The 25779-nt window shown below is 74.4% G+C and carries 34 protein-coding genes and 1 riboswitch; of the genes, 19 read left to right on the plus strand and 15 right to left on the minus strand.

The window, feature by feature from the left end; all coding sequences use genetic code 11:
• Positions 1 to 11: 11 nt before the first annotated feature.
• Together O2W20_RS00525 and msrA are read right to left on the minus strand one after the other, a co-directional pair.
• Positions 12 to 929, minus strand: a complete 918-nt coding sequence (locus tag O2W20_RS00525; RefSeq protein ID WP_269169804.1) for a haloalkane dehalogenase — start codon at positions 927 to 929, stop codon at positions 12 to 14.
• 56 nt (positions 930 to 985) lie between these two features.
• Positions 986 to 1639, minus strand: a complete 654-nt coding sequence (gene msrA / locus O2W20_RS00530) for a peptide-methionine (S)-S-oxide reductase MsrA (RefSeq protein WP_269169805.1) — start codon at positions 1637 to 1639, stop codon at positions 986 to 988.
• A gap of 55 nt (positions 1640 to 1694) precedes the next feature.
• Here msrA and O2W20_RS00535 point away from each other — a divergent pair, with 55 nt between their 5' ends.
• The 5 genes from O2W20_RS00535 (at position 1695) to O2W20_RS00555 (ending at position 4994) form a co-directional block, all read left to right on the plus strand.
• Positions 1695 to 2477, plus strand: a complete 783-nt coding sequence (locus O2W20_RS00535; RefSeq protein ID WP_269169806.1) for an SDR family NAD(P)-dependent oxidoreductase — start codon at positions 1695 to 1697, stop codon at positions 2475 to 2477.
• Positions 2474 to 3496, plus strand: coding sequence for an NADP-dependent oxidoreductase (locus O2W20_RS00540; RefSeq protein ID WP_269169807.1), 1023 nt, complete (start codon positions 2474 to 2476; stop codon positions 3494 to 3496). Before O2W20_RS00535 ends, O2W20_RS00540 begins: the two co-directional genes overlap by 4 nt.
• 115 nt (positions 3497 to 3611) lie before the next feature.
• Positions 3612 to 3812, plus strand: coding sequence for a hypothetical protein (locus O2W20_RS00545; RefSeq protein WP_269169808.1), 201 nt, complete (start codon positions 3612 to 3614; stop codon positions 3810 to 3812).
• Between the two features lie 25 nt (positions 3813 to 3837).
• Positions 3838 to 4566 (plus strand): alpha/beta hydrolase, encoded by a 729-nt coding sequence (locus O2W20_RS00550; protein WP_269169809.1) that lies wholly within the window; start codon positions 3838 to 3840, stop codon positions 4564 to 4566.
• Between the two features lie 50 nt (positions 4567 to 4616).
• Positions 4617 to 4994 carry a hypothetical protein gene (locus tag O2W20_RS00555; RefSeq protein ID WP_269169810.1) on the plus strand — a complete coding sequence of 126 codons (378 nt, stop codon included), beginning with the start codon at positions 4617 to 4619 and terminating at the stop codon, positions 4992 to 4994.
• A gap of 286 nt (positions 4995 to 5280) precedes the next feature.
• Here O2W20_RS00555 and O2W20_RS00560 read toward each other — a convergent pair whose 3' ends face one another.
• A complete protein-coding gene (locus O2W20_RS00560) occupies positions 5281 to 5970 on the minus strand; it encodes a MerR family transcriptional regulator (RefSeq protein WP_269169811.1) in 690 nt (229 codons plus the stop codon).
• Between the two features lie 94 nt (positions 5971 to 6064).
• Between O2W20_RS00560 and O2W20_RS00565 the strand changes: the two genes are divergently transcribed.
• Complete coding sequence (locus tag O2W20_RS00565; protein ID WP_269169812.1) at positions 6065 to 6526, plus strand: DUF6194 family protein; 462 nt, start codon at positions 6065 to 6067, stop codon at positions 6524 to 6526.
• 23 nt (positions 6527 to 6549) lie between these two features.
• The gene (locus tag O2W20_RS00570) at positions 6550 to 7086 is read left to right on the plus strand and encodes a putative immunity protein (RefSeq protein WP_269169813.1); all 537 of its coding nucleotides are present in this window, start codon (positions 6550 to 6552) and stop codon (positions 7084 to 7086) included.
• Between the two features lie 51 nt (positions 7087 to 7137).
• Here O2W20_RS00570 and O2W20_RS00575 read toward each other — a convergent pair whose 3' ends face one another.
• Together O2W20_RS00575 and O2W20_RS00580 are read right to left on the minus strand one after the other, a co-directional pair.
• Positions 7138 to 8160, minus strand: a complete 1023-nt coding sequence (locus O2W20_RS00575; protein WP_269169814.1) for a 1-aminocyclopropane-1-carboxylate deaminase — start codon at positions 8158 to 8160, stop codon at positions 7138 to 7140.
• Complete coding sequence (locus O2W20_RS00580) at positions 8144 to 8803, minus strand: GntR family transcriptional regulator (protein ID WP_442928927.1); 660 nt, start codon at positions 8801 to 8803, stop codon at positions 8144 to 8146. Before O2W20_RS00580 ends, O2W20_RS00575 begins: the two co-directional genes overlap by 17 nt.
• Before the next feature lie 108 nt (positions 8804 to 8911).
• On the opposite strand from O2W20_RS00580, the gene O2W20_RS00585 reads away from it, so the two are divergent.
• Positions 8912 to 9352: a rhodanese-like domain-containing protein gene (locus O2W20_RS00585; protein WP_269169816.1), complete on the plus strand. Its 441-nt coding sequence runs from the start codon at positions 8912 to 8914 to the stop codon at positions 9350 to 9352.
• Positions 9353 to 9355: 3 nt separating this feature from the next.
• On the opposite strand, the gene O2W20_RS00590 is transcribed toward O2W20_RS00585, so the two are convergent.
• A complete protein-coding gene (locus O2W20_RS00590; protein ID WP_269164012.1) occupies positions 9356 to 9709 on the minus strand; it encodes a winged helix-turn-helix transcriptional regulator in 354 nt (117 codons plus the stop codon).
• 105 nt (positions 9710 to 9814) lie between these two features.
• Between O2W20_RS00590 and O2W20_RS00595 the strand changes: the two genes are divergently transcribed.
• Complete coding sequence (locus O2W20_RS00595; protein WP_269169817.1) at positions 9815 to 10468, plus strand: FMN-dependent NADH-azoreductase; 654 nt, start codon at positions 9815 to 9817, stop codon at positions 10466 to 10468.
• A 14-nt stretch (positions 10469 to 10482) separates the two neighbouring features.
• Here the strand turns inward: O2W20_RS00595 and O2W20_RS00600 are convergent, their stop codons facing one another.
• The 4 genes from O2W20_RS00600 to O2W20_RS00615 are packed head-to-tail and all read right to left on the minus strand — an operon-like array spanning position 10483 to position 13744.
• A complete protein-coding gene (locus tag O2W20_RS00600; RefSeq protein WP_269169818.1) occupies positions 10483 to 11016 on the minus strand; it encodes a GNAT family N-acetyltransferase in 534 nt (177 codons plus the stop codon).
• Between the two features lie 15 nt (positions 11017 to 11031).
• The gene (locus tag O2W20_RS00605; protein WP_269169819.1) at positions 11032 to 11757 is read right to left on the minus strand and encodes a GntR family transcriptional regulator; all 726 of its coding nucleotides are present in this window, start codon (positions 11755 to 11757) and stop codon (positions 11032 to 11034) included.
• Positions 11754 to 12551 carry a glucosamine-6-phosphate deaminase gene (gene nagB / locus O2W20_RS00610; protein ID WP_269169820.1) on the minus strand — a complete coding sequence of 266 codons (798 nt, stop codon included), beginning with the start codon at positions 12549 to 12551 and terminating at the stop codon, positions 11754 to 11756. Before nagB ends, O2W20_RS00605 begins: the two co-directional genes overlap by 4 nt.
• Before the next feature lie 2 nt (positions 12552 to 12553).
• Positions 12554 to 13744, minus strand: a complete 1191-nt coding sequence (locus tag O2W20_RS00615; protein WP_269169821.1) for an N-acetylglucosamine-6-phosphate deacetylase — start codon at positions 13742 to 13744, stop codon at positions 12554 to 12556.
• 145 nt (positions 13745 to 13889) lie between these two features.
• Between O2W20_RS00615 and O2W20_RS00620 the strand changes: the two genes are divergently transcribed.
• The gene (locus tag O2W20_RS00620; RefSeq protein ID WP_269169822.1) at positions 13890 to 14399 is read left to right on the plus strand and encodes a PaaI family thioesterase; all 510 of its coding nucleotides are present in this window, start codon (positions 13890 to 13892) and stop codon (positions 14397 to 14399) included.
• A gap of 94 nt (positions 14400 to 14493) precedes the next feature.
• On the opposite strand, the gene O2W20_RS00625 is transcribed toward O2W20_RS00620, so the two are convergent.
• The gene (locus O2W20_RS00625; protein ID WP_269169823.1) at positions 14494 to 15006 is read right to left on the minus strand and encodes a VOC family protein; all 513 of its coding nucleotides are present in this window, start codon (positions 15004 to 15006) and stop codon (positions 14494 to 14496) included.
• Positions 15007 to 15116: 110 nt separating this feature from the next.
• On the opposite strand from O2W20_RS00625, the gene O2W20_RS00630 reads away from it, so the two are divergent.
• Complete coding sequence (locus O2W20_RS00630; RefSeq protein ID WP_269169824.1) at positions 15117 to 15887, plus strand: Mut7-C RNAse domain-containing protein; 771 nt, start codon at positions 15117 to 15119, stop codon at positions 15885 to 15887.
• On the opposite strand, the gene O2W20_RS00635 is transcribed toward O2W20_RS00630, so the two are convergent.
• A complete protein-coding gene (locus O2W20_RS00635) occupies positions 15844 to 16443 on the minus strand; it encodes an ATP-dependent Clp protease proteolytic subunit (RefSeq protein WP_269169825.1) in 600 nt (199 codons plus the stop codon). The genes O2W20_RS00630 and O2W20_RS00635 overlap by 44 nt on opposite strands.
• Positions 16444 to 16616: 173 nt before the next feature.
• Here O2W20_RS00635 and O2W20_RS00640 point away from each other — a divergent pair, with 173 nt between their 5' ends.
• Complete coding sequence (locus O2W20_RS00640; RefSeq protein ID WP_269169826.1) at positions 16617 to 17225, plus strand: GNAT family N-acetyltransferase; 609 nt, start codon at positions 16617 to 16619, stop codon at positions 17223 to 17225.
• Between the two features lie 124 nt (positions 17226 to 17349).
• The gene (locus tag O2W20_RS00645; RefSeq protein WP_269169827.1) at positions 17350 to 18648 is read left to right on the plus strand and encodes an Nramp family divalent metal transporter; all 1299 of its coding nucleotides are present in this window, start codon (positions 17350 to 17352) and stop codon (positions 18646 to 18648) included.
• A 3-nt stretch (positions 18649 to 18651) separates the two neighbouring features.
• Here the strand turns inward: O2W20_RS00645 and O2W20_RS00650 are convergent, their stop codons facing one another.
• Positions 18652 to 19035: a VOC family protein gene (locus tag O2W20_RS00650; protein WP_269169828.1), complete on the minus strand. Its 384-nt coding sequence runs from the start codon at positions 19033 to 19035 to the stop codon at positions 18652 to 18654.
• Between the two features lie 108 nt (positions 19036 to 19143).
• Here O2W20_RS00650 and O2W20_RS00655 point away from each other — a divergent pair, with 108 nt between their 5' ends.
• Positions 19144 to 19821 carry a DUF5701 family protein gene (locus O2W20_RS00655; RefSeq protein ID WP_269169829.1) on the plus strand — a complete coding sequence of 226 codons (678 nt, stop codon included), beginning with the start codon at positions 19144 to 19146 and terminating at the stop codon, positions 19819 to 19821.
• 46 nt (positions 19822 to 19867) lie between these two features.
• On the plus strand, positions 19868 to 20422 hold the full coding sequence (locus O2W20_RS00660; RefSeq protein WP_269169830.1) for a dihydrofolate reductase family protein: 555 nt from the start codon (positions 19868 to 19870) through the stop codon (positions 20420 to 20422).
• 124 nt (positions 20423 to 20546) lie between these two features.
• Here O2W20_RS00660 and O2W20_RS00665 read toward each other — a convergent pair whose 3' ends face one another.
• Entirely contained in the window at positions 20547 to 21023 is a 477-nt protein-coding gene (locus O2W20_RS00665; RefSeq protein WP_269169831.1) for a hypothetical protein, read from the minus strand.
• Between the two features lie 26 nt (positions 21024 to 21049).
• On the opposite strand from O2W20_RS00665, the gene O2W20_RS00670 reads away from it, so the two are divergent.
• Positions 21050 to 21853 (plus strand): SDR family NAD(P)-dependent oxidoreductase, encoded by an 804-nt coding sequence (locus tag O2W20_RS00670; RefSeq protein WP_269169832.1) that lies wholly within the window; start codon positions 21050 to 21052, stop codon positions 21851 to 21853.
• An 87-nt stretch (positions 21854 to 21940) separates the two neighbouring features.
• Here the strand turns inward: O2W20_RS00670 and fabG are convergent, their stop codons facing one another.
• Positions 21941 to 22696: a 3-oxoacyl-ACP reductase FabG gene (gene fabG, locus O2W20_RS00675; protein ID WP_269169833.1), complete on the minus strand. Its 756-nt coding sequence runs from the start codon at positions 22694 to 22696 to the stop codon at positions 21941 to 21943.
• A gap of 115 nt (positions 22697 to 22811) precedes the next feature.
• A riboswitch (TPP riboswitch) is annotated at positions 22812 to 22914 on the plus strand.
• Here fabG and O2W20_RS00680 point away from each other — a divergent pair.
• The 3 genes from O2W20_RS00680 (at position 22913) to O2W20_RS00690 (ending at position 25778) form a co-directional block, all read left to right on the plus strand.
• On the plus strand, positions 22913 to 23527 hold the full coding sequence (locus tag O2W20_RS00680; protein ID WP_269169834.1) for an ECF transporter S component: 615 nt from the start codon (positions 22913 to 22915) through the stop codon (positions 23525 to 23527). Its footprint overlaps the riboswitch before it by 2 nt.
• Positions 23527 to 25014 carry an ABC transporter ATP-binding protein gene (locus tag O2W20_RS00685; protein WP_269169835.1) on the plus strand — a complete coding sequence of 496 codons (1488 nt, stop codon included), beginning with the start codon at positions 23527 to 23529 and terminating at the stop codon, positions 25012 to 25014. The genes O2W20_RS00680 and O2W20_RS00685 overlap by 1 nt, the downstream gene beginning before the upstream one ends.
• Entirely contained in the window at positions 25011 to 25778 is a 768-nt protein-coding gene (locus O2W20_RS00690) for an energy-coupling factor transporter transmembrane component T family protein (protein ID WP_269169836.1), read from the plus strand. The genes O2W20_RS00685 and O2W20_RS00690 overlap by 4 nt, the downstream gene beginning before the upstream one ends.
• Position 25779: the final 1 nt, after the last annotated feature.

Here is a 25779-nt window from a genome sequence, read left to right on the forward strand (position 1 = left end):
GCCGGCGGCGCTCAGGGGCGCGGGGTCGCCGCGACCAGGTCGACGACCACCTGGGCCAGCTGCGGGCCGACGTCCTCCTGGAGGAAGTGACCGCCCCCGGCCAGCGTGGTGTGCGGCATCCCCTGGGCACCGGGCACCAGCTTCTGGAACACCGCGTCGCCGCCGCCGGTGATCGGGTCCCTGTCGGAGAACGCGGTCAGGAACGGCTTCTCCCAGGTGCGCAGCACACCCCACGCGGCCCGGTTGGCCGCGGCCGCCGGGTCCTCGGGGCTGGTGGGCACCAGCGACGGGAACACCCGGGCGCCGGCCTTGTACCGGGCGTCGGGGAACGGGGCGTCGTAGGCCGCCACCACCTCGGGCGCCATCTCCGTCGCCGTGCCGTTGGAGATGATCCGGCCCACCTGCATGTCCGTCATGCCGGCCGCCGCACGCTGCCAGGCCAGGAACGCCTCGCTCATCGGGTGGTCGCCGGTGGGCAGGCCGGTGTTGGCGACGACGACCCGGGCGAACCGGTCGGGGTGCTCGGCCACCAGGCGCAGCCCGAGCAGACCTCCCCAGTCCTGGCAGACGAGGGTCAGATCGGTGAGTCGCAGCTCCTCCAGCAGCGCCTGCCGCAGCCAGCCCACGTGCCGGGCGTACGTGTAGTCGGTCAGCTCGGTGGGCTTGTCGGAGCGGCCGAAGCCGACCAGGTCGGGGACGACGACGCGCAGCCCGGCCGCCGTCAGCACCGGGATCATCCGGCGGTAGAGGAACGACCAGGACGGCTCGCCGTGCAGCAGCAGCACCGTCTCGCCGTCGTCCGGGCCCTCGACCAGGACGGCGACCCGCAGCCGGCCGCCGTCCCCGTCGTCCACCTCGACGTACCGGGGCTCGTAGGGGAACTCCGGCAGGTCGGTGAACCGGTCCTCGGGTGTGCGCAGCGCGTCCATCACAGGCCTCCTCGACTGGCGGGACTCCGCCCGACGCTATCGAGGAGGCCCGGCGGCTAGACGCCGGGGAGGCCGACCGGGCAGCTGACGCCGGTGGAGTTCACCGGGCAGTAGCCGCTGGGCACCTTGTAGAGGTACTGCTGGTGGTGGCCCTCGGCGTAGAAGAAGTCGCCGAGCGGGGCGATCTCGGTGGTGATCTCGCCGTAGCCGGCCGCCGTCAGGCGCTCCTGGAACACGTCGCGGCTGACCGTGGCGGCCGCCTCCTGCTCCGGGCCCTGCGTGTAGACGGCCGAGCGGTACTGGGTGCCGATGTCGTTGCCCTGGCGCATGCCCTGGGTCGGGTCGTGCTCCTCCCAGAACTCCTTCAGCAGCCGGTCGTAGGAGATGACCGCCGGGTCGAAGACGACCAGCACGGCCTCGGTGTGCCCGGTGCGCGCCGAGCACACCTCCTCGTACGTGGGGTTCGGGGTGTACCCGCCGGCGTAGCCCGCGGCGGTCGAGTACACGCCCGGGGTCTCCCAGAACACCTTCTCGACGCCCCAGAAGCAGCCTGCGCCGAAGACGGCGGTCTGCAGGCCCGCGGGGAAGGGCGGCTGGATGCGGTTGCCGTTGACCGCGTGCACCTCGGGGACGCCGGGCAGCGGCTCGGAACGGCCGGTCAGGGCGTCCGCAGCGGTGACCGGCTGGGTCTTGGCGCGGGAGAAGAACATGTTGCGATCGTAGGTCCGCCCTGCGGGCTCGGTCGGGGTCAGCGAAGGTGGCCCGGTGCAGACGACACAGCGGACCGAGGATCAGTTGACGGGGCGGGTGGCCCTGGTGACCGGCGCGGCCAGCGGCCTGGGCCGCGCGGTCGCGGTCGCCCTGGCCGAGGCGGGGGCCACGGTCGCGCTCGGCGACGTCGACACCGACGGAGCGGAGAAGACCCGCGCCACGATCGGCCGGGACGCCGAGGTGGTCGCGCTCGACGTCACCGACGACGACGCCCGCCGCCGGGTGGTCGCCGACCTGTTCGCCCGGCACGGTGACGCCTTCGACCTGCTGGTCAACGTCGCGGGCATCGACCGGCCCGGCTACATCACCGACATCGACCTGGCCGACTACCGGATGGTGCAGGCGGTGAACTGCGAGGGCCCGGTCTTCCTGACCAGCGAGTTCCTCAAGACCGTCCAGCACCGCCCGGCCGACACCCTCGCCGACGTGGTGCACGTGACGTCGCTGTCCGCGGTGACCTCCGGCAGCGGCGCGATCGCCTACAACAGCTCGAAGGCCGCCTTCCGCAGCGCGACCCGGTGCATCCAGCGGGAGCTGCGGGAGAAGGGGACGGTTCTCCCCGACGGCACCGAGGTCCCCTTCCCGGCGCGGGTGCACAGCATCGTGCCGGCTGCGATGGACACCCCGATGATGGAGCGCTGGGGCATCCCGGCGCACCGGATGATGCCGCCGTCCGACGTGGCCCGGATGGTGCTCACCATGGTCACCATGCCCGACACCAGCTTCGTCCCCGAGGCCTTCGTCATCCCCCGCAACGAGCCGGACTTCCCGCGATGAGCATCTCCGCCCGCGAGTGGCAGCTGGTCCGGCGTCCGCACGGCGAGCCGGTGGACGAGGACTTCCGCCTGGTGCCCGTCGACCGGCCCGACCCCGCGCCCGGCGAGGTCGTGGTGCAGACCATCGCGATGTCGGTCGACCCGTACATGCGCGGCCGGATGAGCGCCGCCAAGTCCTACGCCGCCAGCTGGGAGCTCGGCGAGACGATGCAGGGCGGGGCGGTCGGGCGCGTGGTCGCCTCCCGGTCCGACGCCGTCCCCGAGGGCGCGCTGGTGCTGCACGGCCAGGGCTGGCGGGACGTCGCCGTCCTCCCGGCCACGCACGTCTCCGTCGTCGAGCCGCTCCCCGGCCTGCCGCTCTCGCTCTACCTCGGCGTGCTCGGCATGCCCGGCCTGACCGCCTGGGCAGGGCTGTTCCGGCTGGCCGACTTCCGCGAGGGGGACGCCGTCTTCGTCTCCGGCGCCGCCGGGGCGGTCGGCAGCCTGGTCGGCCAGTTCGCCCGGCTCCGCGGCGCATCGCAGGTGGTGGGCAGCGCCGGGACACCGGAGAAGGTGCGCTGGCTGCGCGAGGAGCTGGGCTTCTCCGCGGCGTTCGACTACCACGACGGCGCGGTCGCCGACCTGCTCGGTGCCGCTGCGCCCGAGGGGATCGACGTCTTCTTCGACAACGTGGGCGGGGAGCACCTGGAAGCGGCGATCGGCGCCTTCAACACCTACGGGCGGGCCGCGCTGTGCGGGGCGATCTCCGGCTACAACGCTGTTGCTGCGCCTCCCGGGCCGCGGAACCTGGGGCTGATCGTCGGCAAACGGTTGTCGCTCCGCGGGTTCATCGTCGGCGACCACGCCGACCTGCGGCCGGAGTTCATCGGTGCGGTGTCCGGGTGGCTGCGGGACGGCTCGGTCGTCGCCCGGGAGACGGTGGTCGACGGGCTGGACTCCGCCGTCGACGCGTTCCGGGCGCTGCTCAGCGGCGGCAACACCGGGAAGATGGTCGTCCGGCTGGCCCCCGACCCGAGCTGATCATGATCACCACGGGCTCATGGCTGTCTCCGGCCCACCGAGACCACCGTCAGCCCGTGGTGATCATGGCCGGTCACCCGGTTGGCGGCCGCGAGATCAGGGCAGAGTGCTGATCATGTGGCTCTTCCTCACCCGCCGTTTCCGCATGTGGGTCATCCTCACCGTCCTCGCCCCGGTGGTCATCACGGTGCTGCGCAAGCTGGGCCAGGCGCTGGAGAAGCGCACGGGGCCCTCGGCGATCAGCAACGGGCTGCTCAAGGCCGGCGACCTCGGCGAGAAGGCGCGTGTGAAGCTGGGCGGCAAGCGCCGCCGCTGACCGCAGCCACCACCCCGAGGACGACGTGACCGAATCCCCCAGCCCCGACGCCGACCGCCCCGACCCCCGCTCCCCCGAGCTGGAACAGCGGCCTGCGGTCGGGGAGACCCGGGGCATCGCCCTGTTCTGTCACGGCGGAACCCCCGCCAGCATCGAGCCACCGAAGACCCGGGCGCTCTCGCTGGTCCGGATGCGGGCCTTCGAGCAGTACGTGCACGCCACCACCGCCGACCAGGGCATCGCCACCGCGATGCTGCGCTACCGGGTGGCCGGCTGGAACGGTGAGGCCGCCGACGCCTACCAGGACGTCCGCTGGGCGATCGCGCAGCTGCGCGAGGAGCACGGCACCGACGTCCCGATCGTGCTGGTCGGGCACTCGATGGGCGGCCGGGCGGCACTCCGGGCGGGCGGGGAGCCCTCGGTGACCGCTGTCTGCGCGCTCGCCCCGTGGACCCCACCCGGCGAGCCGGTGATGCACCTGGGCGGTCAGACGGTGGTGATCCTGCACGGCCGGGGTGACCGCTGGGTGCCCCCGCGACTGTCGGCGGAGTTCGCCGTCCGGGCCCGGCGGGCGAAGGCCCGGGTCGCCCGGTTCACCATCGTGGGCGGGCACGGCATGGTCCGGCGGTCGCAGCGCTGGCACCGCTTCGCCCGGGACGTCGTCCTGGCCGGGACCGGGCTGGCGCCGATGCCCGAGGCGATCGCCGAGGCCCTGGCCCAACCCAGCCCCGAGGGCCTCGCCGTCCCGCTCTGACCCGTGTCCGTTGCCTTCCGCGACCCGGCGGCCTGAGCGAGGATGGCTCGGTGCGCGCAGCTGTCCAGCCATCGACCGATGAGACGGTCCTCGCGCCTCCTCACCGGAAGCACGTCCTGGTCGCGCTCGGCCTCTCCGCCCTCTTCCTCGCGCTCCAAGTGGTCCTGACCGACCACGGCGACATGGGTGCGGGAGCGGCCGGCTGGTTCTGGATGGTCGTCGGCTGCCTGCTGCTGGCGACCGTCTACCGGGGGCACAGCCGGGTGGCTCGCGGGGTGGTCGTCGTGAGCGCGTTCGTCGGCGTGATCGTCTACGGCCTCGCCGCACTCACCGACCCCCGCGCCGCGCTCGTGGCGCTGGCCTTCCTCGGCCAGGCACTGCCCTTGCTGACGAAGCCGGTGCGCCAGCACGTCCGGCACCACGACTGACCGACTCGGTTCCAACGGACAGGAGGTGGCCTTGCCGGCGAGCCACCGAGAGCCTCGACAGGCGGATCATGTACGTCAGCCAGCTGCTGGGCGCCTCGGCCAACCTGCGCGCCCTGCTGCGCCGGCACACCGGCCTCAGCCCGTCGGAGTACCGCACCCGCTTCGCCGCGAGTCGGTGATCCGCCAACCATCCTGAGGCGCACGACAGCCGTGTTCGCCGACTGCTCGGCCGCTGAGGCTCAGCCGACCACCGTCGGCGGCGAGCTCGTCACCCCGCCCTGGCCGGTCATCGAGCGGGCGACGGCCACGCGGCCTTCGACAGGCATGCTGCACCGTCCAGCAGTGCCTTGGACCTGGTCGTCAGGGTGGACTCTCGGTCCTCCAGGGCTGCCGTGACGCGCGCGGACCGACCAGCGCGCCGGAGTTCGGGCAGCAGGCGGCGGATGGTGGGGATGCGGTACCCGGCGGCCCGCAGTTGGTGGACGACGCGCGCATCGCGCACGTGCTCGGGGGAGTACCGCCTCGCCGCACGTGCCCCCTGGCGGTCGGCGGTGAGCAGGCCTTCCGCTTCCCAGTGCCGCAGCGCCGAGGGGCGCATCCCCAGCGCGTCGGCCAGCTCGGCGATCCCCATCGCGTCGGCGGGCCGCGTCGGCAGGACCGGTTCCGCGGCGAGGTGGTGGAGCGCGCGACGGGTCTGCTCGAGCAGCGAGCGCTGGTGGTGCAACCGCGCGTGGGCGGCGTCCAGCAGCGCCAGCGCCGTGGCCACCTCTCCCCGCTGGAAGGCTCGCAGGAGGGCCTTGGCGGCCACCGGCCCCATCCCTGCGGCGAAGGCACGGTAGGCACGGCCGGCGTTCAGGTGCCGCTCCGTGTAGCGCCGGTAGCCGCTGTCGGTGCGGTCGGCGACCGGGAGCACTTCCTGGGCCTCCAGGTCGCGTACCAGTTGCACCGAGCAGCCCAGAGCGCGCGCGACGTCCACCGGCCGTAGAACGGCCCGTTGGAGGGTTCTGCCCGACGGCTCGCTCACTCGTGCAGCAAAGCCTCCACCAGGACTTCACTGCAACCCTGGAGCAATGACCGAAGACGACGTCATCGCCCACATCGCCGCGCTCGAGGGGGTGGTGGTCTGGACGGCGTCCCCGGGCGACGGATCGCCCGAGATCGCCTGGGGAGACTCGTTCGCCTACTGCTCCCCCGACGGGACGGTCCCGGCGGCCACCCAGCCCTTCGCCACCGTCGTGACCAAGGACCACCCCGACGACGTCAGCAGCCAGCTGAACCGGCCCGGGACCTTCCGCGTCAACATCCACGCCGGCAAGGACGCCGCCGCCCGGGTCCTCGCGCAGCAGCAGGACACCGCCCGCACCGGTGCGCAGCCGAGCGTGAGCGATCTGGCCGCTGCCGACGTACTGCGTCCCCACCCGACCTACGGCCGCGCGGGGTGGCTGGCCGTCATCAACCCCGGCGAGCGCACCGAGGCCCTCACGCGCGCACTGCTGACGACCGCGTGGGAGAACGCGCGGTCCCGGCACTAGCGGTCGAGCTGAGCGAGGACCACGTGCCCAGCCCCCAGACGCTGAGCGAAGCCGACCGGCGACTCCTCGCCGGCTGGGCCGCCGACTGCGCCGAACACGTCCTGCCGCTGTTCGAGGCCGAGGCGCCCGACGACGAACGCATGCGAGACGCCATCGCCCGGACCCGGGCGTTCGGCCGTGGCGAGCTCGACACCGCAGGAGGGATCCGCCGGCGCTTCCTCGCCGGTCGAGCAGCCGGCGCGGTCACCTCACCCGCTGCTGCGGCAGCGGCCCGAGCCGGGGCGCAGGCGGCCGCCGTCGCCCACATGGGCGCCCACGCCCTGGGCGCAGCCGCCTACGCCGGCAAGGCCACCGGGCTCGCGGCGCCCGAGCACCCCGACGCCGTGCTCCACGAAGTGCGCTGGCAGCTCGACCGCCTGACGACGCCGACCCGATCGGCGCTGCGGCAGCTGCCGTTGCTGGGTGAGGACTCGGCCGGCCCCCTCGGCTCGGGGCTCCTGGCCACCGGCGTCCTGGCGGACGTCATCCGACGCGTCCAGGCCGACGTCGCCGCGCGATGAACGCCCCGGACAGTGGGCCGCCGTCGCGGGCGAGGACGCGCGTCGGCCCGGTCAGGAGAAGAGGGCGCTGTAGCCGTTCAGCGCGGGCTGGCCGCCGAGGTGGGCGTAGAGCACGGTGGACGACCGGTCGATCTCGCCCCGGCCGACCAGGTCGATCGTCGCGGCCATCGACTTCCCCTCGTACACCGGGTCGGTGACCATCCCCTCGGTGCGCGCGGCCAGCTCCATCGCCGCGATCGTCGTCGCGTCCGGGATGCCGTAGATGCCGGCGTGGTACCGCTCATCCAGCTCCACGTCGTCCAGGGTCAGCTCGCGCTGCACCCCGATCGCCGACGCCGTCCGCTGCGCGATCCGCAGCACCTGGTCCCGGGTCTCCGTGGGCTTGGCCGACGCGTCCACCCCGAGCACCCGGCGCGGCCGGGCGCCCTGCTCCTCCAGCTGCGCGAAGCCGGCGACCATGCCGGCCTGCGTGGAGCCGGTCACCGAGCAGACGACGACGGTGTCGAAGAAGACCCCGAGCTCCGCCTCCTGGGCGGCCACCTCGTGCGCCCAGTTGGCGAAGCCCAGCCCACCGAGCGGGTGGTCCGACGCGCCGGCCGGGATCGGGTAGGGCTTCCCGCCGCGCGCCTCGATCTCCCGGAGCGCCGACTCCCAGCTCTCCTTGAACCCGATGCCGAACCCGGCCTTGACCAGCCGCACGTCAGCCCCGGCCAGCCGGGAGATGAGGATGTTGCCGACCTTGTCGTAGACGGCGTCCGGCCAGTCGACCCAGCTCTCCTGCACCAGCACGCACTTCAGCCCGAGGTGCGCGGCGACCGCGGCGACCTGCCGGGTGTGGTTGCTCTGCACGCCGCCGATCGACACCAGCGTGTCGCAGCCCTGGGCCAGCGCGTCGGCGACCAGGTACTCGAGCTTGCGGGTCTTGTTGCCCCCGAAGGCGATGCCGGAGTTCACGTCCTCCCGCTTCGCCCACACCGCCGCGCCACCCAGGTGCGCGGTGAGCCGGTCGAGCCGGTGCACCGGCGAGGGGCCGAACAGCAGGGAGTGGCGCGGGAAGTCAGCAAGGCTGGCCATCGGTGGTCTCCTCCAGTTGGGACAGCAGCGCCGTCCAGATCTCGGTGGTGGTCGCGACGGCGGTGTCGGCGTCGGCGGCCGCGCAGGCGGCGATCAGGCGGTCGTGCAGGGCCACCGATCCCTCGCCGTGGGCGGCGAACCGCTGCCGCTCCAGCCGGCGGATGGCCGGGGTGAAGCGGTCGACGGTGGCCATCAGCGCCGCGTTCCCGCAGCGGGCCAGCAGGACGTCGTGCAGCTCGTCGTCGGCGTCCATCGCGGCGTCGACGTCCGCGGCCCGCAGTGCGGCGGCGAACCGCTCGTTGGCCGCGCGCATCGCGGCGACGTCCTCGGCGGTGACCCGGCCGACGGCCTCGCGCACCGCCAGCTCGTGCATCGCCCGGACGACGACGGCGGCGTCCCGCACCTGGTCGAGCACCAGCGGCGTCACCCGGGTGTGGCTCTGCGGCTTCGCCTCCACCAGCCCCTCGTCGGTCAGCCGGGCCAGGGCTGCGCGCACCGGGGCCACCGAGAGACCGAGCCGGCTGGCGAGCGCGGCGTCCTTCACCACCGTCCCGGGCGGGAGGTCGCCGGCCACGATCGCGTCCCGGATCCGGGTCAGCGCCTGGTCGCGCAGGAGTACCCGCGGGACGGGGTCGAGGGCCACAACTGACATCTGACATGTCAGTCGTGGGGGATGTCAAGGCCGGATCACTGCGGTCGTCGGCAGGGTGGGCGCTGTTCGGCCCGGAGCGCCGCCGCCACCATCGACGGCATGGACTGGACCACCGACCCCGCGGACGCCGCCGCCCACTTCGCCCGACGGCTGGCCGTGGAGACCGACGTCTCCGACGTCCACGCCGCCCTGGAGTCCGGCCGGCCCGGGTTCGTGCTGGTCGACACCCGCAGCGCGGAGTCCTGGGCGCAGGGGCACGTGCCCGGTGCCGTGCACCTGCCCGGACGGGAGATCGCCGGGCAGGCGGCGGCCGAGCTCGACCCCGGCGTCCCGGTGGTGACCTACTGCTGGGGGCCGGGCTGCAACGGCGCCACCCGTGCCGCCCTAGCGCTGGCCCGGATCGGGTACCGGGTGCGGGAGATGATCGGCGGGTTCGAGTACTGGGCCCGAGAGGGCCTGCCGGTGGAGACCGCGACCGGGACCACCCGCCCGGCGGTCGACCCGCTCACCGCCCCAGCAGGGGTCAGCTGCGGCTGCTGAGCCTCAGTGCCGGCCCGCACACGACTGCGCGGGGAGGCTCTCGCGGGCCCAGGTGGTCAGCTGCTCGAGCACCGGGGTCAGGGACCGACCCGCGTCGGTCAGCTGGTAGCTCACCGCCACCGGCGGCCCGTCGTCGACGGTGCGCTGGACCAGCCCCGCCGCGGCCAGCTCGGTCAACCGGTCGGAGAGCACGGAGTCGCTGATCCCGCCCACGGCCCGACGGAGCCCGGTGAACGTCGCCGGCCCGCCGGCGAGCACGCCGATGATCAGCCCGTTCCACCGCTTGCCGAGGAAGCCGAACGCGCGTGCCAGCGCGTCGTCGCACGCCTCCGGCGTGTGCACCAGGTCCTCGGCCACCCGGTCATCGTAGGACCGCCACCCCTCGTGCTCCTGCGACCGAAGTGCTAGCTTTCCCGAAGTGCTAGCAATCGGCTAGCTACTAGCTCTGAGGGAGTACTTGCCATGTCGCTGTTCCGTCTGGACGCCAGCATCCGGGTCGAGGGGTCGGCCAGCCGCGAGATCGCCGACATCGTCGAGCGCGAGTGGCGGGCCGGGAACCCCGACGCCCCGGTCACCCGCCGGCACGTCGGCACCGAGCCGCTGCCGGCCGACGCGTGGGGTGCAGCCGTCGCCGGCTCCTACCTCCCGGCCGAGCAGCGGACGCCGGAGCAGGCCGGCGCACTGGCCCTCGCGGCGACGCTGACCGACGAGCTCGTCGACGCGGAGGCCCTGCTCTTCGCCGTCCCGCTGTACAACTTCGGCGTCTCTCAGCACGTCAAGACCTGGGTCGACCTGGTGATCACCGACCCGCGGATGGGCCCGCGGGCCGAGCCACCGCTGGCCGGCAAGCCCGCCGTGCTGGCGGTGGTGCGCGGCGGCAACTACAGCGCGGGCACCCCCCGCGAGGGCTGGGACCACGCCACGTCCTGGCTGCGGCGCATCCTGGCCGACGTCTGGCAGCTGGACCTCCGGGTGGTCGAGCGGGACTTCACCCTGGTCGGGGTCAACCCGGCGCTGGACTCCTTCATCGAGCTGGCCGCCGAGCTCAAGGCCACCGCCGAGCGGGAGGCCGCCGAGCACGGCCGGCTGCTCAGCAGCACCCGCGTCGCCGCCTGAGGCCCCCCCCCGGCTCAGTGCAGCGCCGGGGGCGGGTCGTCGGAGAGCCGGGACCACAGCAGCTCGTCGTGCTTGACGCCGTCGCCGTACCGGAACGACCGCCGCAGCCGGCCCTCGCAGGTGAACCCCGCCCTGGCCGCGACCCGCCCGGAGGCCTCGTTCTCCACCGCGTGGAAGAGTTCGACCCGGTCCAGCTCCAGCGTGGCGAACCCCCAGCGGCAGGCGGCGTCGACCGCGCGCACCGCCACCCGGCGACCGCGCGCGGCGGGCACGGTCCAGTAGCCGACCTCGGCATCGGCCTGCGCCCGGTCGATCGCGTGCAGGGACAGCGAGCCCAGCAGCTGGTCGGCGGGGTCGACGATCGCCCAGGAGCAGTGGTCGCCGGTGCTCCAGTCCCGCCGTCGGGCCAGCAGCGCCCGGGCGTCGTCCCGCGAGCCGGACCCCGCGTCGTTCCACCGGCGCAGCTCGGGGTCCTGCAGCGCGGCCCAGACGGCGTCCAGGTCGTCCTCCCGCCACGGCCGGAGCACCAGACCCGCAGCGGGCAGCACGCACGGCTCCACCACTCAGCCCTGCCCCAGCTCGACGGTCATCGCCACCTCGTACCGGTCCCCGCGGTAGGTGGACAGCGCGTGCTCGACCGGCCGGCCGGCGCTGTATGAGACCCGGTCGAACACCAGCACCGGACGGGACGGCGACACCCCCAGCAGGACGGCGCACTCCCGGTCTGCCTCCGCCGCCCGCACGGTCTGCTCGGCCCGCTCGATCGCGCAGCCGTACCGCTCGGCGAACAGCGTGTAGAGCGAGCCGGTGAGGTCGGCCTCGTCCAGGTCGGGCGCCACCGCGACCGGGTACCAGCCGTCGTCGACCGACATCGGCTGGTCGTCGGCCAGCCGCAGCCGGCGCACGTGCCAGGCCCGCTCCCCCGCGGCCAGCTGCAGCGCGGCCCGGGTCGCCGACGGCGGCACGTCGCGGGCGACCGCCAGGACGACGGTGCTCGGCCGCAGTCCGAGCCGGCGCATGTCGGAGTGGAAGGAGGCCAGGTGCAGCCGGGACCGCGCGGGCCGCTCGGCCACGAAGGTGCCCTTGCCGCGCACCCGCACGAGCACGCCCTCGCTGACCAGCTGGCCGATCGCCTCGCGCACGGTGATCCGACTGACCCCGTGCTCGACGCACAGCTGCCGCTCCCCGGGCAACGGCGCGCCCGCGGGGAGCCGGGCCGCCAGCTCGGTCAGCCGGCCGCGCAGCTGCTCGTGTTTGGGCACCACGCCGTCGACGATCGGCGCGGTCACCACCTCTGGTCGGTCAGCTTGTGGCTGAGCACGTACCGGTAGTAGTCGGCCCGGGCCAGCTGGGCGCCGGCCGCCTCGTCGACGACGAGGGTGACGTGCCGGTGCAGCTGGAGCACCGACGCCGGGCAGGACGCCGTCAGCGGCCCCTCCACCGCGGCGGCGATCGCGGCCGCCTTCGCCTCCCCGGTCGCCACCAGCACGAGGTGCTCGGCGCCGAGGATCGTGCCCAGCCCCTGGGTGATCACGTGCCGGGGTACCGCGGCGACGTCGTCGCCGAAGAACCGCGCGTTGTCGACCCGGGTCTGCTCGGTGAGCGTCTTGACCCGGGTGCGGCTGGCCAGCGACGAGCCGGGCTCGTTGAACCCCAGGTGCCCGTTGGCGCCGATCCCCAGCACCTGCACCGCCACCGGCCCGGCGGCGAGCAGCTGCGCCTCGTAGTCCAGGGCGGCCTGCAGCGGGTCGGCCGCGGCGCCGTCCGGGCCGTGCACCACCGCGGGGTCCAGTCCGAGCGCGTCGGTCAGCTCCCGGCGGATGACCTCGCGGTAGCTCTCCGGGTGGCCGGCGGGCAGGCCCACGTACTCGTCGAGCAGGAAGGCCTGCACGCCGTCGAAGGACAGCCCCTCCTCCCGGTGCCGGCGCAGCAACTCGCGGTAGGCGAGCAGCGGCGAGGACCCGGTGGCCAGGCCGAGCACGACCGGCCCGCCGCGCCCCAGCACGGCCAGCACCGACCCGGCGACGGCGTCGGCGACGACCCGCCCGCAGTCCTCGGGGGTGGGCAGCAGGACGACCTCCACGGTCAGCTCTCCTCTCGGTGCACCCACGCGCCGGCCCGCAGGACGGCGGTGGGGTTCAGGCCCAGGTCGGTGACGAGCACGTCGGCGGGGGCTCCGGTGGTCAGCGCGCCGACGTCGCTGCGGCCCAGCAGTGCGGCCGGGGTCCCGGTCGCGGCCAGGACGGCGTCCGCCAGCGGGACACCCGCAGCCACGGTCGACCGGACGACGTCCACCAGCCGGGCGGTGCCGCCGGCGATGGCGCCCGATCCCCCGGCGAGCCGGGCGACGCCGTCGCGCACCTCGACGGGGAGCGAGCCGAGGCGGTAGCTGCCGTCGGCCATCCCGGCGGCGGCCATCGCGTCGGTGACCAGCGCGATCGCTCCCGGACCGACCAGGGCGAAGACAGTCGCCACCGTCTCCGGGGCCAGGTGCACGCCGTCGCCGATCAGCTCGACCACCAGCTCACCGCGCGCAGCGGCGGCCAGGCAGGCGGCGACCGGGCCCGGCGCCCGGGACAGCAGCGGCGGCATGCCGTTGAACAGGTGGGTGGCCGACAGCGGGCCGCCAGGGGCCGCCGACCGGATCGCGGCGGTGACCTCGGCGGCGGCGGCGTCGGTGTGCCCGAAGCTGGGCAGCGCCCCGTGCGCGCGCAGCAGGTCGACGAGCTCGGCCCGGTGGTCGGTCTCCGGCGCCAGCGTCATCGAGACGACCGTCCCCCGCCCGAGGGTCAGCAGCTCGGCCAGCAGTGCCGGGTCCCCCGGGACGAGAGCGTCCGGGTCCTGGGCACCGCAGCGGGCGGCGGAGAGGAACGGTCCCTCCAGGTGCACCCCGGCCAGCTCGCCGGCCTCGACCAGCGGGGCCAGCACGGCCAGCCGCTCACGCAGCACCGCCGCCGGGGCCGAGACCAGGCTGGCCACCAGCGTCGTCGTCCCGTGGGCCCGGTGGTGGGCGGCCGCGGCGCGCGCCCCGGCGACGTCCGCGTCGGGGAAGCCGTGCCCGGCGGAGCCGTGGCAGTGCAGGTCGACCAGCCCGGGCAGCAACAGCGTCTCCGGCGCGGGGGCCGGCAGCGCACCGGCCCAGTCCCGGGCCGGGCCGGCGAACGCGATCCGGTCGCCGGCGACGGCGAGCACCCCGTCGTCGACGACGGATCCGCCGGTGACCAGCCGGCCCCGCAGCACGGGGCCGCCCGGCTCTGCTCCGCTCAGGATCGCCACGCTCCACGGCTCAGGGCCCGACCAGGCGCCTGCGATGCACCCGGCACTGGTCATGACCAGTACCGGCAGGATCGTCCGCGCTCCGGGACGGTGTCAACTCCCCCACGCCGGACCGGTCGTCGAGGGCTCGCGCTAGCGTCCGGCCGTGACCGATCGGATGAGGACCTTCGCCTGGGGCGACCCGATGGAGACCGCGACGGCCGCCCGCACCGCCGCCGGGCTGGACGTGCTGCGCGCTGTGGCAGCCGGGGAGCTCCCCGGGCCGCCGATCGCCGACACGCTCGGGTTCGACCTGATCGAGGTGGAGCCGGGCCGCGTCGTCTTCGCGTTCGAGCCGGCCGAGTACCACTACAACCCGATCGGCTCGGTGCACGGCGGCGTCTACGCCACGCTGCTCGACTCGGCCACCGGCTGCGCCGTCCACTCGATGCTGCCGGCCGGCGTGGGCTACACCAGCCTGGACCTGACGGTGAAGTTCCTCCGCGCGATCACCCTGGACACCGGCCGGGTGACCTGCGTCGGCACGGTGACCCACCTGGGCGGCCGGACGGCGCTGGCCGAGGCCCGCCTGCTCGACGCGGACGAGCGGCTGCTCGGCACCGCGAGCAGCAGCATCCTGGTGATCCGCCCGCAGCCCGGCACCCAGGTCGGCTGAGGCCCGCGCCCACTGCGCAGTTGACGTCGCCCAACGCGGCGTGTCGCGCCGTGTCGGCGACCAGAACTGCGCACTCGACGCGCGGCTGGCGGCGTCAGACCGGGACGCTGACGCCGACACCGCCTCGCGTCTGGGCGCCGTAGCGGGCGATCTCGGCGTCCAGGTCCAGCGGGCGGGTGGTCGCGCCCAGCGCCTGGACGTCCGGGGTGATCAGGTCGGCCGGCAGCAGCCAGGAGACCTCGAACTCGATGCCGTCGGGGTCCCGGGCGTAGAGCGCCTTGGTCGTGGCGTGGTCGGAGGCCCCGGCCAGCGCCCCGGCGTCGGCCAGCGCGCTGCGGATCCGGGCCAGTTCGGCGAGGGTGTCGACCTCCCAGGCCAGGTGGTACAGCCCCACCGTGCTGCGCCCGGCACCGGAGGGGCCGGCCTGCGCACCGACCGCGAACAGGCCCAGGTCGTGGTCGTTGGTCGACCCCTCGGCCTGCAGGAACACCGCCCGACCGGGCATCTCCGTCGTCACCCGGAAGCCGAGGACGTCGCGGTAGAAGGCGGTGCTGCGGTCGACGTCCCGGACGAAGAGGACGGCGTGGTTCAGGCGCTGGACGGGCACGGTGCACTCCTGGGATCGGTCGAGGTGTCCAGTCTGCTCCGCATTACTTGACAGTTCAAGCAACCGCCCGGCGGTGTGACTCGTCCGACCCAGGGGGTAGAGCCTCGGGCGTGACCGGGCCAGCCGCGCCGCACCACGTCGCCGTCCGGCTGGACCCGGAGCTGTGGTGGCTGCTCGCGCCGCGGTTCCGGTCCGCCGGCGGCCGGCGGCTGCCCTTCGACCCCGATGCGACCGTCGGGCACCTGGTGCAGGCGGCCGGTGTCCCGCTGACCGAGGTGGGCAGGGTGGTGGTCGACGGCGCGGAGTCGGCGCTCCCCGTCCGGCCCGGGCCCGGCGCCGTCCTGGAGGTGCGGCCGGCCGACCGGCCGCAGCCGGTCCCCGCCGGGGGGTTCCTGCTGGACGTCGGGCTCGGCGGGTTGGCTCGGCGGCTCCGGCTGCTCGGCCTGGACGCCGCCTGGCGCAATGACGCGGACGACCCCGAGCTCGTCGCGCAGGCGGCGGCCGAGGACCGCGTGCTGCTGACCCAGGACCGGGGGCTGCTCATGCGCCGGGCGCTGCCGCGCGGGGCCCTGGTGCGCGGCAGCGGCACCGATGACCAGCTCGTCGACGTCCTGGACAGGTTCGCCGTCGTCCCGGCGCCACTGACCCGGTGCACCACGTGCAACGGCGAACTGCGGCCGGCGCCCAAGGCGGAGGTGGCCCACCTGCTCGAGCCGGGCACCCGCCGCACCGTCGAGGAGTTCTCCCGGTGCACCCGGTGCGGGCAGGTCTACTGGCGTGGCGCGCACGCGGCCCGGATCGACGAGCTCGTCGCCGGGGCGGTGCCCACAGCCCCGGTCACCCCGGCAGGGCCGACGCGTCGCGGAGCACGTGGTCGATGAGGCCGTAGTCCTGGGCCTCGGTCGCGGTGAACCAGCGGTCCCGGTCGGAATCCCGCTCGACCTGCTCGACGGCCTGCCCGGTGTGGTGCGCCTGCAGTTCGTTCAGCTGCCGCTTCAGCCGCCCGAGCATCTTCGCCTGGATCCCGATGTCGGCCGCGGTGCCGCCCAGACCGGCCGAGGGCTGGTGCATCATCACCCGCGCGTGCGGCAGGGCGTACCGCTTGCCCTCGGCCCCGGCGGTGAGCAGGAACTGCCCCATCGACGCGACCATGCCCATCCCGTAGGTCGCCACGTCGCAGTCGACGAACTGCATGGTGTCGTAAACGGCCATTCCCCCGGAGACCGAACCACCCGGGGAGTTGATGTAGAGGTGGATGTCTCGCTGCGGGTCCTCGGCGGACAACAACAGCATCTGTGCGGCGATCTGATTGGCGATCACGTCGTCGACCTCCTGCCCGAGGAAGACGATCCGCTCCCTGAGCAGCCGGTCGTAGACGGCGTCTCCCAAGGTCGACGCGGTGCTGGTCGCTGCTGCTCGGAGCTGTTCGCTGGTCATCGCTGACTCTCCTGCTCGACGCCGGAATGGACACGACCACTCAAGTGCGTGGCGACCGGAAAAGTCGAGACGGAATGGCGGATTGCGCAGTCGGCACAATTCTTGTGCTCTCCGCGAATGGCGGTTGACAGCTCGCCCGGCGGCGGCGGTCCTGCCCGTGGTCTGATCCTCGGGTGAGCGAACCCCCCGTCGTGCGGAAGGCCACCCGCGCCGACGTCCCCCGGCTGGCCGCCACGCTGGCCGTCGCCTACCCCGACTACCGCTGGACCTCCTGGGCGCTGCCCGAGGACGGCCGCACCCAGCGGCTGTCCCGCTGGGCGGAGCTGTGGGGCGCGCTGGTGCCGGTGCTGGCCGGGACGGCCTGGGTGACGGACGACGTGAGCGCGGCCGCCGCCTGGGTCGCCCCCGATGCCGGGGAGCACGCCGCCGACCTGCAGGCGGTCATCGACCGGGACCTGCCGCGGGTGTTCGGTGCCCGCCAGCCGGTCGTGCTGGCCAGCGAACGGCTCGGCGCGCTCGGCCGCCCGGACGAGCCGCACTGGTGGCTGCACGCCGTCGGCACCCGGCCCGCCGCCCGGCACCAGGGGCTCGGTGCCGCGGTGCTCCAGCCGGTGCTCGAGCGCTGCGACGCCGACCGGGTGCCGGCTGCGGTGACGGTCTACACCTCCACCGCCGTCCGGTGGCTGCAGCGGTCGGGCTTCGCCGTCACCCACTCGACCCGGACGGCCGTCGACCACGAGCTGCCGATCTGGACCATGATCCGCCAGCCGAAGCGCACCTGACCCCTCAGGGGCGACGCAGGTGAGCCTGACCTGACCCCTGGGGGCCACAGGTCGGCCCCGGTGGCCCGCGGGGGTCGGGCAGGACAGGGACGACCGTTCCTGCCGCCGCCCCCGCGAGGTCACCGTGTACCTGTCGAAGACCGAGGCCGCCGTCCTCACCAGCACGCTGCCGCGCACCCTGCCGCGGCCCACCCCACCGGCGCCGAAGGCGAAGCGGCGGCTGTGGCCGATGCTCGGGCCGGCGTTCGTCGCGGCCGTCGCCTACGTCGATCCCGGGAACTTCGCCACCAACTTCTCCGGCGGCGCCTCGTTCGGCTACACCCTGCTGTGGGTGATCGTCGCGGCCAACCTGATGGCGATGCTGATCCAGACCCTCACCGCCAAGCTGGGGCTGGCGACCGGGCGGGACCTGGCCACCTGCTGCCGCGAACGGTTCCCCCGGCCGGTCACCTGGGGGCTGTGGGCGCAGGCCGAGGCGGTCGCGATCGCCACCGACCTGGCCGAGATCGTCGGCGGGGCGGTCGCGCTGAACCTGCTGTTCGGGGTGCCGCTGTGGATGGGCGGGATCATCACCGCGATCGTCGCGTTCATCCTGCTGGCCGCGCAGTCGCGGGGGTTCCGGCCGTTCGAGCGGGTGATCACCGGGCTGCTGCTGGTGATCGGTGGTGGGTTCGTCTACACGCTGATCGGCGCCGGGGTCGACCCGGGCGGCGTCGCCTCCGGCATGGTGCCCAGCTTCGCCGGCACCGACAGCCTGCTGCTGGCCACCGGCATCCTCGGCGCGACGGTGATGCCGCACGTCATCTACGTGCACTCCGCGCTCACCCCGGGCCGGTACGGCGACACCGTCACCGCGGGGAGGTCGCACTCCGGACGGCGCGGGCTGCTGCGCGCCCAGCGGATCGACGTCTTCATCGCGATGGGGCTGGCCGGGCTGGTCAACGCGGCGATGCTGGTGATCGCCGCCCAGCTGTTCACCTCCGGTGACGGCATCGAGTCGCTGGAGAGCGTGCACGCGGGCCTCGGCGACCAGTTGGGCAGCGGCGCGGCCCTGGCCTTCGCGATCGCCCTGCTCGCCGCCGGGTTCGCCAGCTCCTCGGTCGGCACCCACGCCGGGCAGGTCGTGATGGCCGGGTTCCTGCGCAAGCACATCCCGGTGCTGACCCGCCGGCTGATCACCCTCGCCCCGGCGCTGCTGGTGCTCGGCCTGGGCGGTGACCCGACGACGGCGCTGGTCTGGTCGCAGGTGGTGCTCTGCTTCGGCATCCCGTTCGCCCTGGTGCCGCTGCTGTGGCTGACCAGCCGCAAGGACCTGATGGGCGGCTGGGTCAACCGGCGGGTCACCACGCTGACCGGGTCGGTCGTCGCCGCACTGATCATCGCGCTGAACGCCTACCTGCTGGTGAGCACCTTCCTCGGCTGACCGTCAGTCCCGCTCGACGACGAGGCAGAAGGGGTGTCCGGCGGGGTCCAGCAGCACCCGGACGTGCTCCTGAGGCTGCCACTCCGCCACGGTCGCCCCCAACGCCACCGCGTCGGCGGCGGCAGTGTCGAGGTCACCCACCTGGAAGTCCAGGTGCACCATCGGGCGTTGCCCGCCCTCGACCGGCGGCCAGACCGGTGACCGGTAGTCCGTGGCCTGCTGGAACACCAGGAAGCTGGGGCCGGGCAGCGCGGCGAGGACCGTCGTCCCGGGCTCCTCGTGGACGACGGGCCAGTCGAGCAGCTGCGAGTAGAACCGGGCCAGCGCGCCCGGGTCGGGTGCCTCGACTGCCGGCCCCCACCACATGCCCTGCGTCCGCGACCGCACCGCCGCAGCGTGGTCGCCGCACCGGTGGCCGTCAACCGTCGGCGGGAACCACGCGACGGCATGCCGCGTTGACGCCGAACCGCCCGCCGCCCGCCATGGAGGCCCGCCGTGCTGCCGCTGCCCTCGCTCACCGCCCAGGCCGGACGACTCGTCGAGCTGGGGGTGCACACGATCGCCGGCCTCACCGCTGCCGAGCTCTGCGCCGCTGCGGCCGCCGCCGGGCGCCGGGACGGTGCGCTCCTGGTCGTCCACCCCGATCGAGCGCCGGCATCCCGGCTGGCCGAGTTGGTCGAGCGGGAGGGCAAGCGCGGCTTCGTCGTCCTCGACATGACCGACGTCGACGCGTTCACCCCGACCGAGCACGCCCTGCTGCCGGACGCGCAGGTGTACCTGGTCGACGGTCTCGAGCGCGGCGACGAGATGTTGAACTGGAGCCCGGACGAGGCGCTGCCGGCGATCACCGCCCGAGGGCGCACGCCGCTCACCCTCGGCGAGGGCGTGCACTGGTTGCTGCAGCAGCCGGAGGCCCTGGAGCGGAACCGCTGCTTCATGACCATCGGTTCCCGGTTGCGCCGGCCCGACGGCCGGCTGGACGCCCGGACACCCGCGCTCTGGCTGAGCAACGGCACCGGCCGGGACGGGCGCGGACGGCGCGGAGCCCCCAAGATCGGCTGGTGCTGGGCCGGCAACCGGCACACCTGGCTGGGCTTCGCCTCCGCCGCGGGGCGTGCAGCTGTGCCGGTGCCCACCGATGAGAACCGGCGCAGGCCGGCGTCTGTTGGGTGACACCGTCACCCCCGCACCAGCCGGGCGAACACCGAGGAGCACCGCCATGGGCGCGATCAAAGTCCACGAGTTCACCACCGTCGACGGGGTGGTCGACGCCCCGATGTGGACGATGGACTACGGCTTCCCCGACGACCTGGCCGCCTCCATCGGCACGCTGACCGGCTCCTCCACCGGGATCCTGCTCGGCCGCACCACCTTCGAGATGTTCGCCCCGGCCTGGTCGACGCGGACCGTGGAGGACGACGAAGGCGCCCCGTTCTTCAACGACACCCGCAAGTACGTGGTCAGCTCGACGATGACCGACGCCGAGTCGGTCTGGCGGAACTCGACCGTGCTCGGCGGGTACTCGCCCGACCGGATCCGGGCGCTCAAGGACGACGCGGACGGCGACCTGTACGTCAGCGGCAGCGCCACGCTGGTCCGGGCGCTGCTCGCCGACGGGCTGGTCGACGAGCTGCACCTCTACGTCTACCCGTTGGCCGTGGGCACCGGCATCCGACTGTTCCCGGAGGGCACGTCCCAGCCACTGTCCCTGCTCGGCGCCGCGACCCTCTCCAACGGCGTCGCCCACCTCACCTACGGCCCGGCCGCCGCTTGACCCTCGCTCTTGCGCCGTTCCCCGCTTTCCTGCGCCGCTGCACCGGCGCGAGAGCGGAGGGACCGGCGGGAGAGCGGCCACCGAGGGGCCAAGATCGCGACTTTGGCCCCCTCGGTCGCTGGCTTCAGGCCGGTGGGGCCTCGCCGACCTCGGCGAACAGGGGGACGGCGCTGAGGCCGGCCACCGCCTGCTCCGCACCACCGGCCGGTTCGGCGACCGCGGGGGGCACCAGCACCTCGACGCCGTCACCCTCCGGCCGGGCGGTGGCGGAGGCGAGGACGCCCGGGTGGTCCCGGAGCAGCCGCTCCGCCTCCGCCCGCAGGTCACCGGGGCGGAACTCGGTCTGCTGCACCGTGACCTCGCAGCCGGGATCGGCCAGCACGGCCTGCACCGGCGCCGGGAGCTCCCCGTGCCAGCGCACGGTCAGCCGCTTCCGGTCCAGGCTGATGCCCGGGGTGCCGAAGTCCGGCGAGTCCCCGGCCACCTCGCTCAGCCGTTCCAGCAGGTCGTAGATCGCCGTCGGACCGCCCGGGTAGGCCACGAACTCACCGTGCCCCAGCCTCGGCGCAGGCCCCGCGGACGCCTTCTTGCGTGCTGCCATGCCGGCCATCATCCAGGCTGGGCCGCATGGAGATCTCCGGTGCACGCATCTGGGTCACCGGCGCCTCGACCGGCATCGGGGCAGCGCTGGCAACGGAGCTCGCCGACCGCGGGGCCCGGGTGGCGATCAGCGCCCGCAACGCCGAGCAGCTCGCCGAGGTGGCTGGGAGCCGGATGGTCGTCGTCCCGGTGGACGTCACCGACCGGGCGGCCACCGTGGCCGCGGGCGAACGGGTCCGGGAGGCCCTGGGCGGCCTGGACGTCGCCGTCCTGAACGCCGGCACCTGGTCGTCGTTCCACGTGGAACCGTGGGACTCGCAGCTGTTCGCCGACCACCTGCAGGTCAACGTGATGGGCGCGGTGCACACCATGGAGGCCGTCGTCCCGCAGATGCTGGCCGCCGGTCGCGGCCGGGTCGTGGGGGTCGCCTCGGTCGCCGGCTACCGCGGCCTGCCCCGCTCGGAGGCCTACAACGCGGGCAAGGCGGCGCTGATCAACCTGCTGGAGGGCCTGCGCGGCTCGCTGGCCCCGCGCGGCGTCGTCGTCCAGATCGTCAACCCGGGGTTCGTGACCACCCCGGCTGACCGACCGGAACCTCTTCCCGATGCCGTTCAAGGTCGAGGCCGACGTCGCCGCTCGCACCATCGCCGACGGAATCGCCAGGGACAAGGCCGAGGTGGTCTTCCCGGTGCCGATGATGATCGGGATGAAGCTGGCCCGGCTGCTGCCGGTGCGGCTCTGGACCCGGCTCACCGCCGAACTCGCCCGCCGGGGCGTGACCAAGAGGCCCAGCGACGAGTCGCCGCCGTCCGTTCGACAGTGATCAGGTGACCTGACCACTGACTGTCCCCCCGCACCAACGCGGGTGCAGGGGGACATCCGGTGATCAGGGCACCTGATCAGTGCTGAGGGTCCGGGTCAGGCGCGGGGGCCGCCGGCGACGTAGATGACCTGGCCGGACACGAAGCCCGCGCCCTCGCTGCACAGGAACGACGCGGTGTGCGCGATGTCCTCGGGCTGGCCGACCCGGGCGACCGGGATCTGCTTGGCGGCCATCTCCTTGAACTGCTCGAACGGCACGCCCACCCGCTCGGCGGTCTGCGCGGTCATCTCGGTCTCGATGAAGCCGGGGGCGATCGCGTTCGCGGTCACGTTGTACCGGCCGAGCTCGATGGCGAGGGTCTTGGTGAAGCCCTGCATGCCCGCCTTGGCCGCGGAGTAGTTGACCTGGCCGCGGTTGCCCAGCGCCGAGACGCTGGAGAGGTTCACGATCCGGCCGAACTCGGCCTCGACCATGTGCTTCTGCGCGGCCTTGCTCATCAGGAAGGCGCCCCGCAGGTGCACGCCCATGACGGCGTCCCAGTCGGCGACGCTCATCTTGAACAGCAGGTTGTCCCGGGTGATGCCGGCGTTGTTGACCAGCACCGTCGGGGCGCCCAGCTCGGCGGCGATGCGCTCGACCGCGGCGTTGACCGACTCCTCCTCGGCGACGTTCGCACCGACCGCGAGCGCCTCGCCCCCGGCCTTCTGGATCTCCTCGACCGTGCCCGCGCAGGCGGCTTCGTCCAGGTCCAGGACGGCGACGGCCATCCCGTCCTGGGCGAACCGCCGTGCGATGGCCGCGCCGATCCCGCGCGCCGCTCCTGTGATGATCGCCGTCCGCTGCTGAGCCACTGCATCTCCTCGTCGAGTACGTCGACGGGCCATGGTCGTCCGGCCCGCCGTGCTGCCGTCCTGCCTATCACCAGCCCACCGCGGCCGCGCACCCGACCGGGTTACGCTCGCCGCTCACACACGACAGGGGAGCGCCTCGGCGCTGAGAGTGCGGGCAACCGCAGACCCTCGAACCTGATCCGGGTCATGCCGGCGCAGGGAGTCTGGAGGAGAACCATGGCCGAACCGGCCGTCCGTCCGTCCGACGCTGCCCAGGGCGCGCCGCGCCGCAGCTGGCGCACCGTCGACATCGTCGTCACCGCCGTGCTGGGCGTCGCCTTCGGCGTCGTCTTCTGGGCCTGGGGCCTGCTCTGGGCCGCCACCGGCCCGGCCTTCGGCGCCTTCCCGCCCGGCCAGGCCTTCATGTACGGCGTGTGGCTGCTGCCCGCCGTCCTCGCCCCGCTGATCATCCGCAAGCCCGGCGCCGCCCTGTTCGCCGAGCTGATCGCCGGGATCGTCTCCGCGCTGCTGGGCTCGGCCTGGGGCTCGCTGGTGATCGTCTACGGCCTGCTGCAGGGCCTGGCCGGGGAGCTGGGCTTCGCCGCCTTCGGCTGGCGCCGGTACAGCTGGCCGCAGGCGTTGCTGGCCGCCGCGCTCGCCGGGGGCACGGCCGCCGGGCTGGACCTCGTCAACTACTACCCGGACTGGACCGCCGGCTGGATGACGACGTACACGGCGCTCATCGTGGTCAGCACCGTGGTGATCGCCGGGCTGGGCGGGATCGCGCTGACCCGGGCGCTGGCCGCCAGCGGGGTGCTGTCGTCCTTCGCCTCCGGCCGGGCACGGGTCTGATGGAGGACCCCGTCCCACCCCGCGGCACGCGCCGCGCGCCGCGGGTCCCGGGGACGGGGTCGTTCCAGCACGACGGGGTCGGTCCGGCCGCCGTCCGGCTCGCCGGGTTCGGGTTCCGGCACGCCAGCCGGCGGGCCTGGGCGGTGCAGGACGTCGACCTGCGGATCGAGCCCGGCGAGCGGGTGCTGCTCACCGGCGCCTCCGGGGCGGGCAAGTCGACCCTGCTGCGCGCGCTGGGCGGCCTGCTCGAGCCGGAGTCCGGCGACGCCGCCGGCGAGCTGACCGTGGACGGCGCCGCCCCCGACCGGCGGCGCCAGCGGGTCGGGGTGGTCTTCCAGGACCCCGACGCGCAGCTGGTGATGACCCGGGCCGGGGACGACGTCGCCTTCGGCCTGGAGAACACCGGGACGCCGCCGGAGCTGATCTGGCCCGCCGTCGACACCGCCCTGGACGCCGTCGGGTTCTGCCTCGGCCGGGACCACGCCACCGCGGCGCTGTCCGGCGGGCAGAAGCAGCGGCTGGTGCTGGCCGGCGCGCTGGCGCCGCGTCCGGGCCTGCTGCTGCTCGACGAGCCGACCGCCCAGCTCGACCCGGACGGCGCGGCGCTGGTGCGGGCCGCCGTCGCCCGCGCGGTGGCCGACCGCTCGGCGACGCTGGTCGTCGTCGACCACGACGTCGAGGCCTGGCTGCCGCTTGTCGACCGGGTGGTGGAGCTCCTCCCCCACGGCGGCACGGTGGAGCACCCGCCCGGGTGGCGGCCGGCGCCGCTGCGCATGCCCGTGCGGTGGGTGCACGAGCCCGGCGAGGTGCTGCTGGCCGGCGAGGCGGCCGGCTTCACCCACCGTGGCAGCGCCCGGCCCGCGCTGGCGCCCACCGACGTCGCCCTGCGGGCCGGCCGAACCCTGGCCGTCACCGGACCGAACGGCACCGGGAAGTCCACCCTGGCGCTGCTGCTCGCCGGGCTCCGGGCGCCGACCACCGGCCGGGTCGTCGCCGCGCCCACGGTGACCGCCGGGCTGCGCCGTCCGGACCGGCCACCGCACCGCTGGCCGGCCGCGGAGCTGGCGACCCGGATCGGCACCGTCTTCCAGCAGCCCGAGCACCAGTTCCTCACCGGCCGGGTGCGCGACGAGCTCGCGCTGGGGTCGCTGCGGTCAGGGGCGGGTGCCGCGCAGGCCCGGGCCACGGCCGAGGAGCTGCTCGAGCGGCTGGGTCTGGCCGCCCTCGCCGACGCCAACCCGTTCACCCTCTCCGGCGGCCAGCAGCGGCGGCTGTCGGTGGCGACCGCGCTGGCCACCGCCCCGCGGGTGCTGGTCCTCGACGAGCCGACCTTCGGGCAGGACCGGGAGACCTGGGCCGAGCTGGTGGCGCTGCTGGCCGAGCAGCAGGACGGTGACCGGGCGCTGTGCCTGGTCACCCACGACGCCGCCGTGGTCACCGCGCTCGCCGACGACGTGTGCACCCTCGGCGTCCCGGTGCCGGTGTGAGCGCCCCGCTCTCCCTGGGACCGGCCCGGCCGGTGCCGCTGTCCGCGGTCAACCCGGTGGCCCAGCTGTCGGCCGTCCTCGTCGTCACCTGCGTGCTGCTGGTCAGCGGTGACCTGGTGACGCCGGGCGTGCTGCTCGCCGCCGAACTCGCGCTGCTGCCGGCCGCCGGGCTGAGCCGGCCCGGCGACGTGTTGCGCCGCACCTGGCCGCTGCTGCTCAGCGCGCTCGGCGTGGCGTGGGTGAACGTCGCCTTCGGCTCGCTGGACGGCGCCGAGGCCTGGCTCAGCGGGGCCACCTGGGCGCTGCGGGTGGTGGCCCTGGCGCTGCCCGGCATCCTGCTGGTCGCCTCCACCGACCCGGTGCGGCTGGCCGACGCGCTGACCGTGCACTGGCGGGTGTCCACCCGGTTCGCCTACGGCTCGCTCGCCGCGCTGCGGCTGGTGCCGCTGCTGGCCGCGGAGTGGGAGACGATCCGGCTGGCCCGCCGCGCCCGCGGGGTGGAAGGCGGCCGGGACCCGGTGGCGCACGTGCGACTGCTGGCGAGCACCGCGTTCGCCCTGCTGGTGGGGGCGATCCGGCGGGGCAGCCGGCTGGCCACCGCCATGGACGCGCGGGGCTTCGACTCCGGCGTGACCCGGACGAACGCCCGCGGGTCCCGGCTGCAGCCGCTGGACCGGTGGTTCGTCACCGGGGCGGTCGCCCTCTGCGCGGCGGCGGTCACCGCGAGCGTGCTCAGCGGGGCCTGGTCGCCGGTCTTCTCCTGAG

Source organism: Modestobacter sp. VKM Ac-2982, assembly GCF_026967935.1.
Lineage (GTDB): Bacteria > Actinomycetota > Actinomycetes > Mycobacteriales > Geodermatophilaceae > Modestobacter.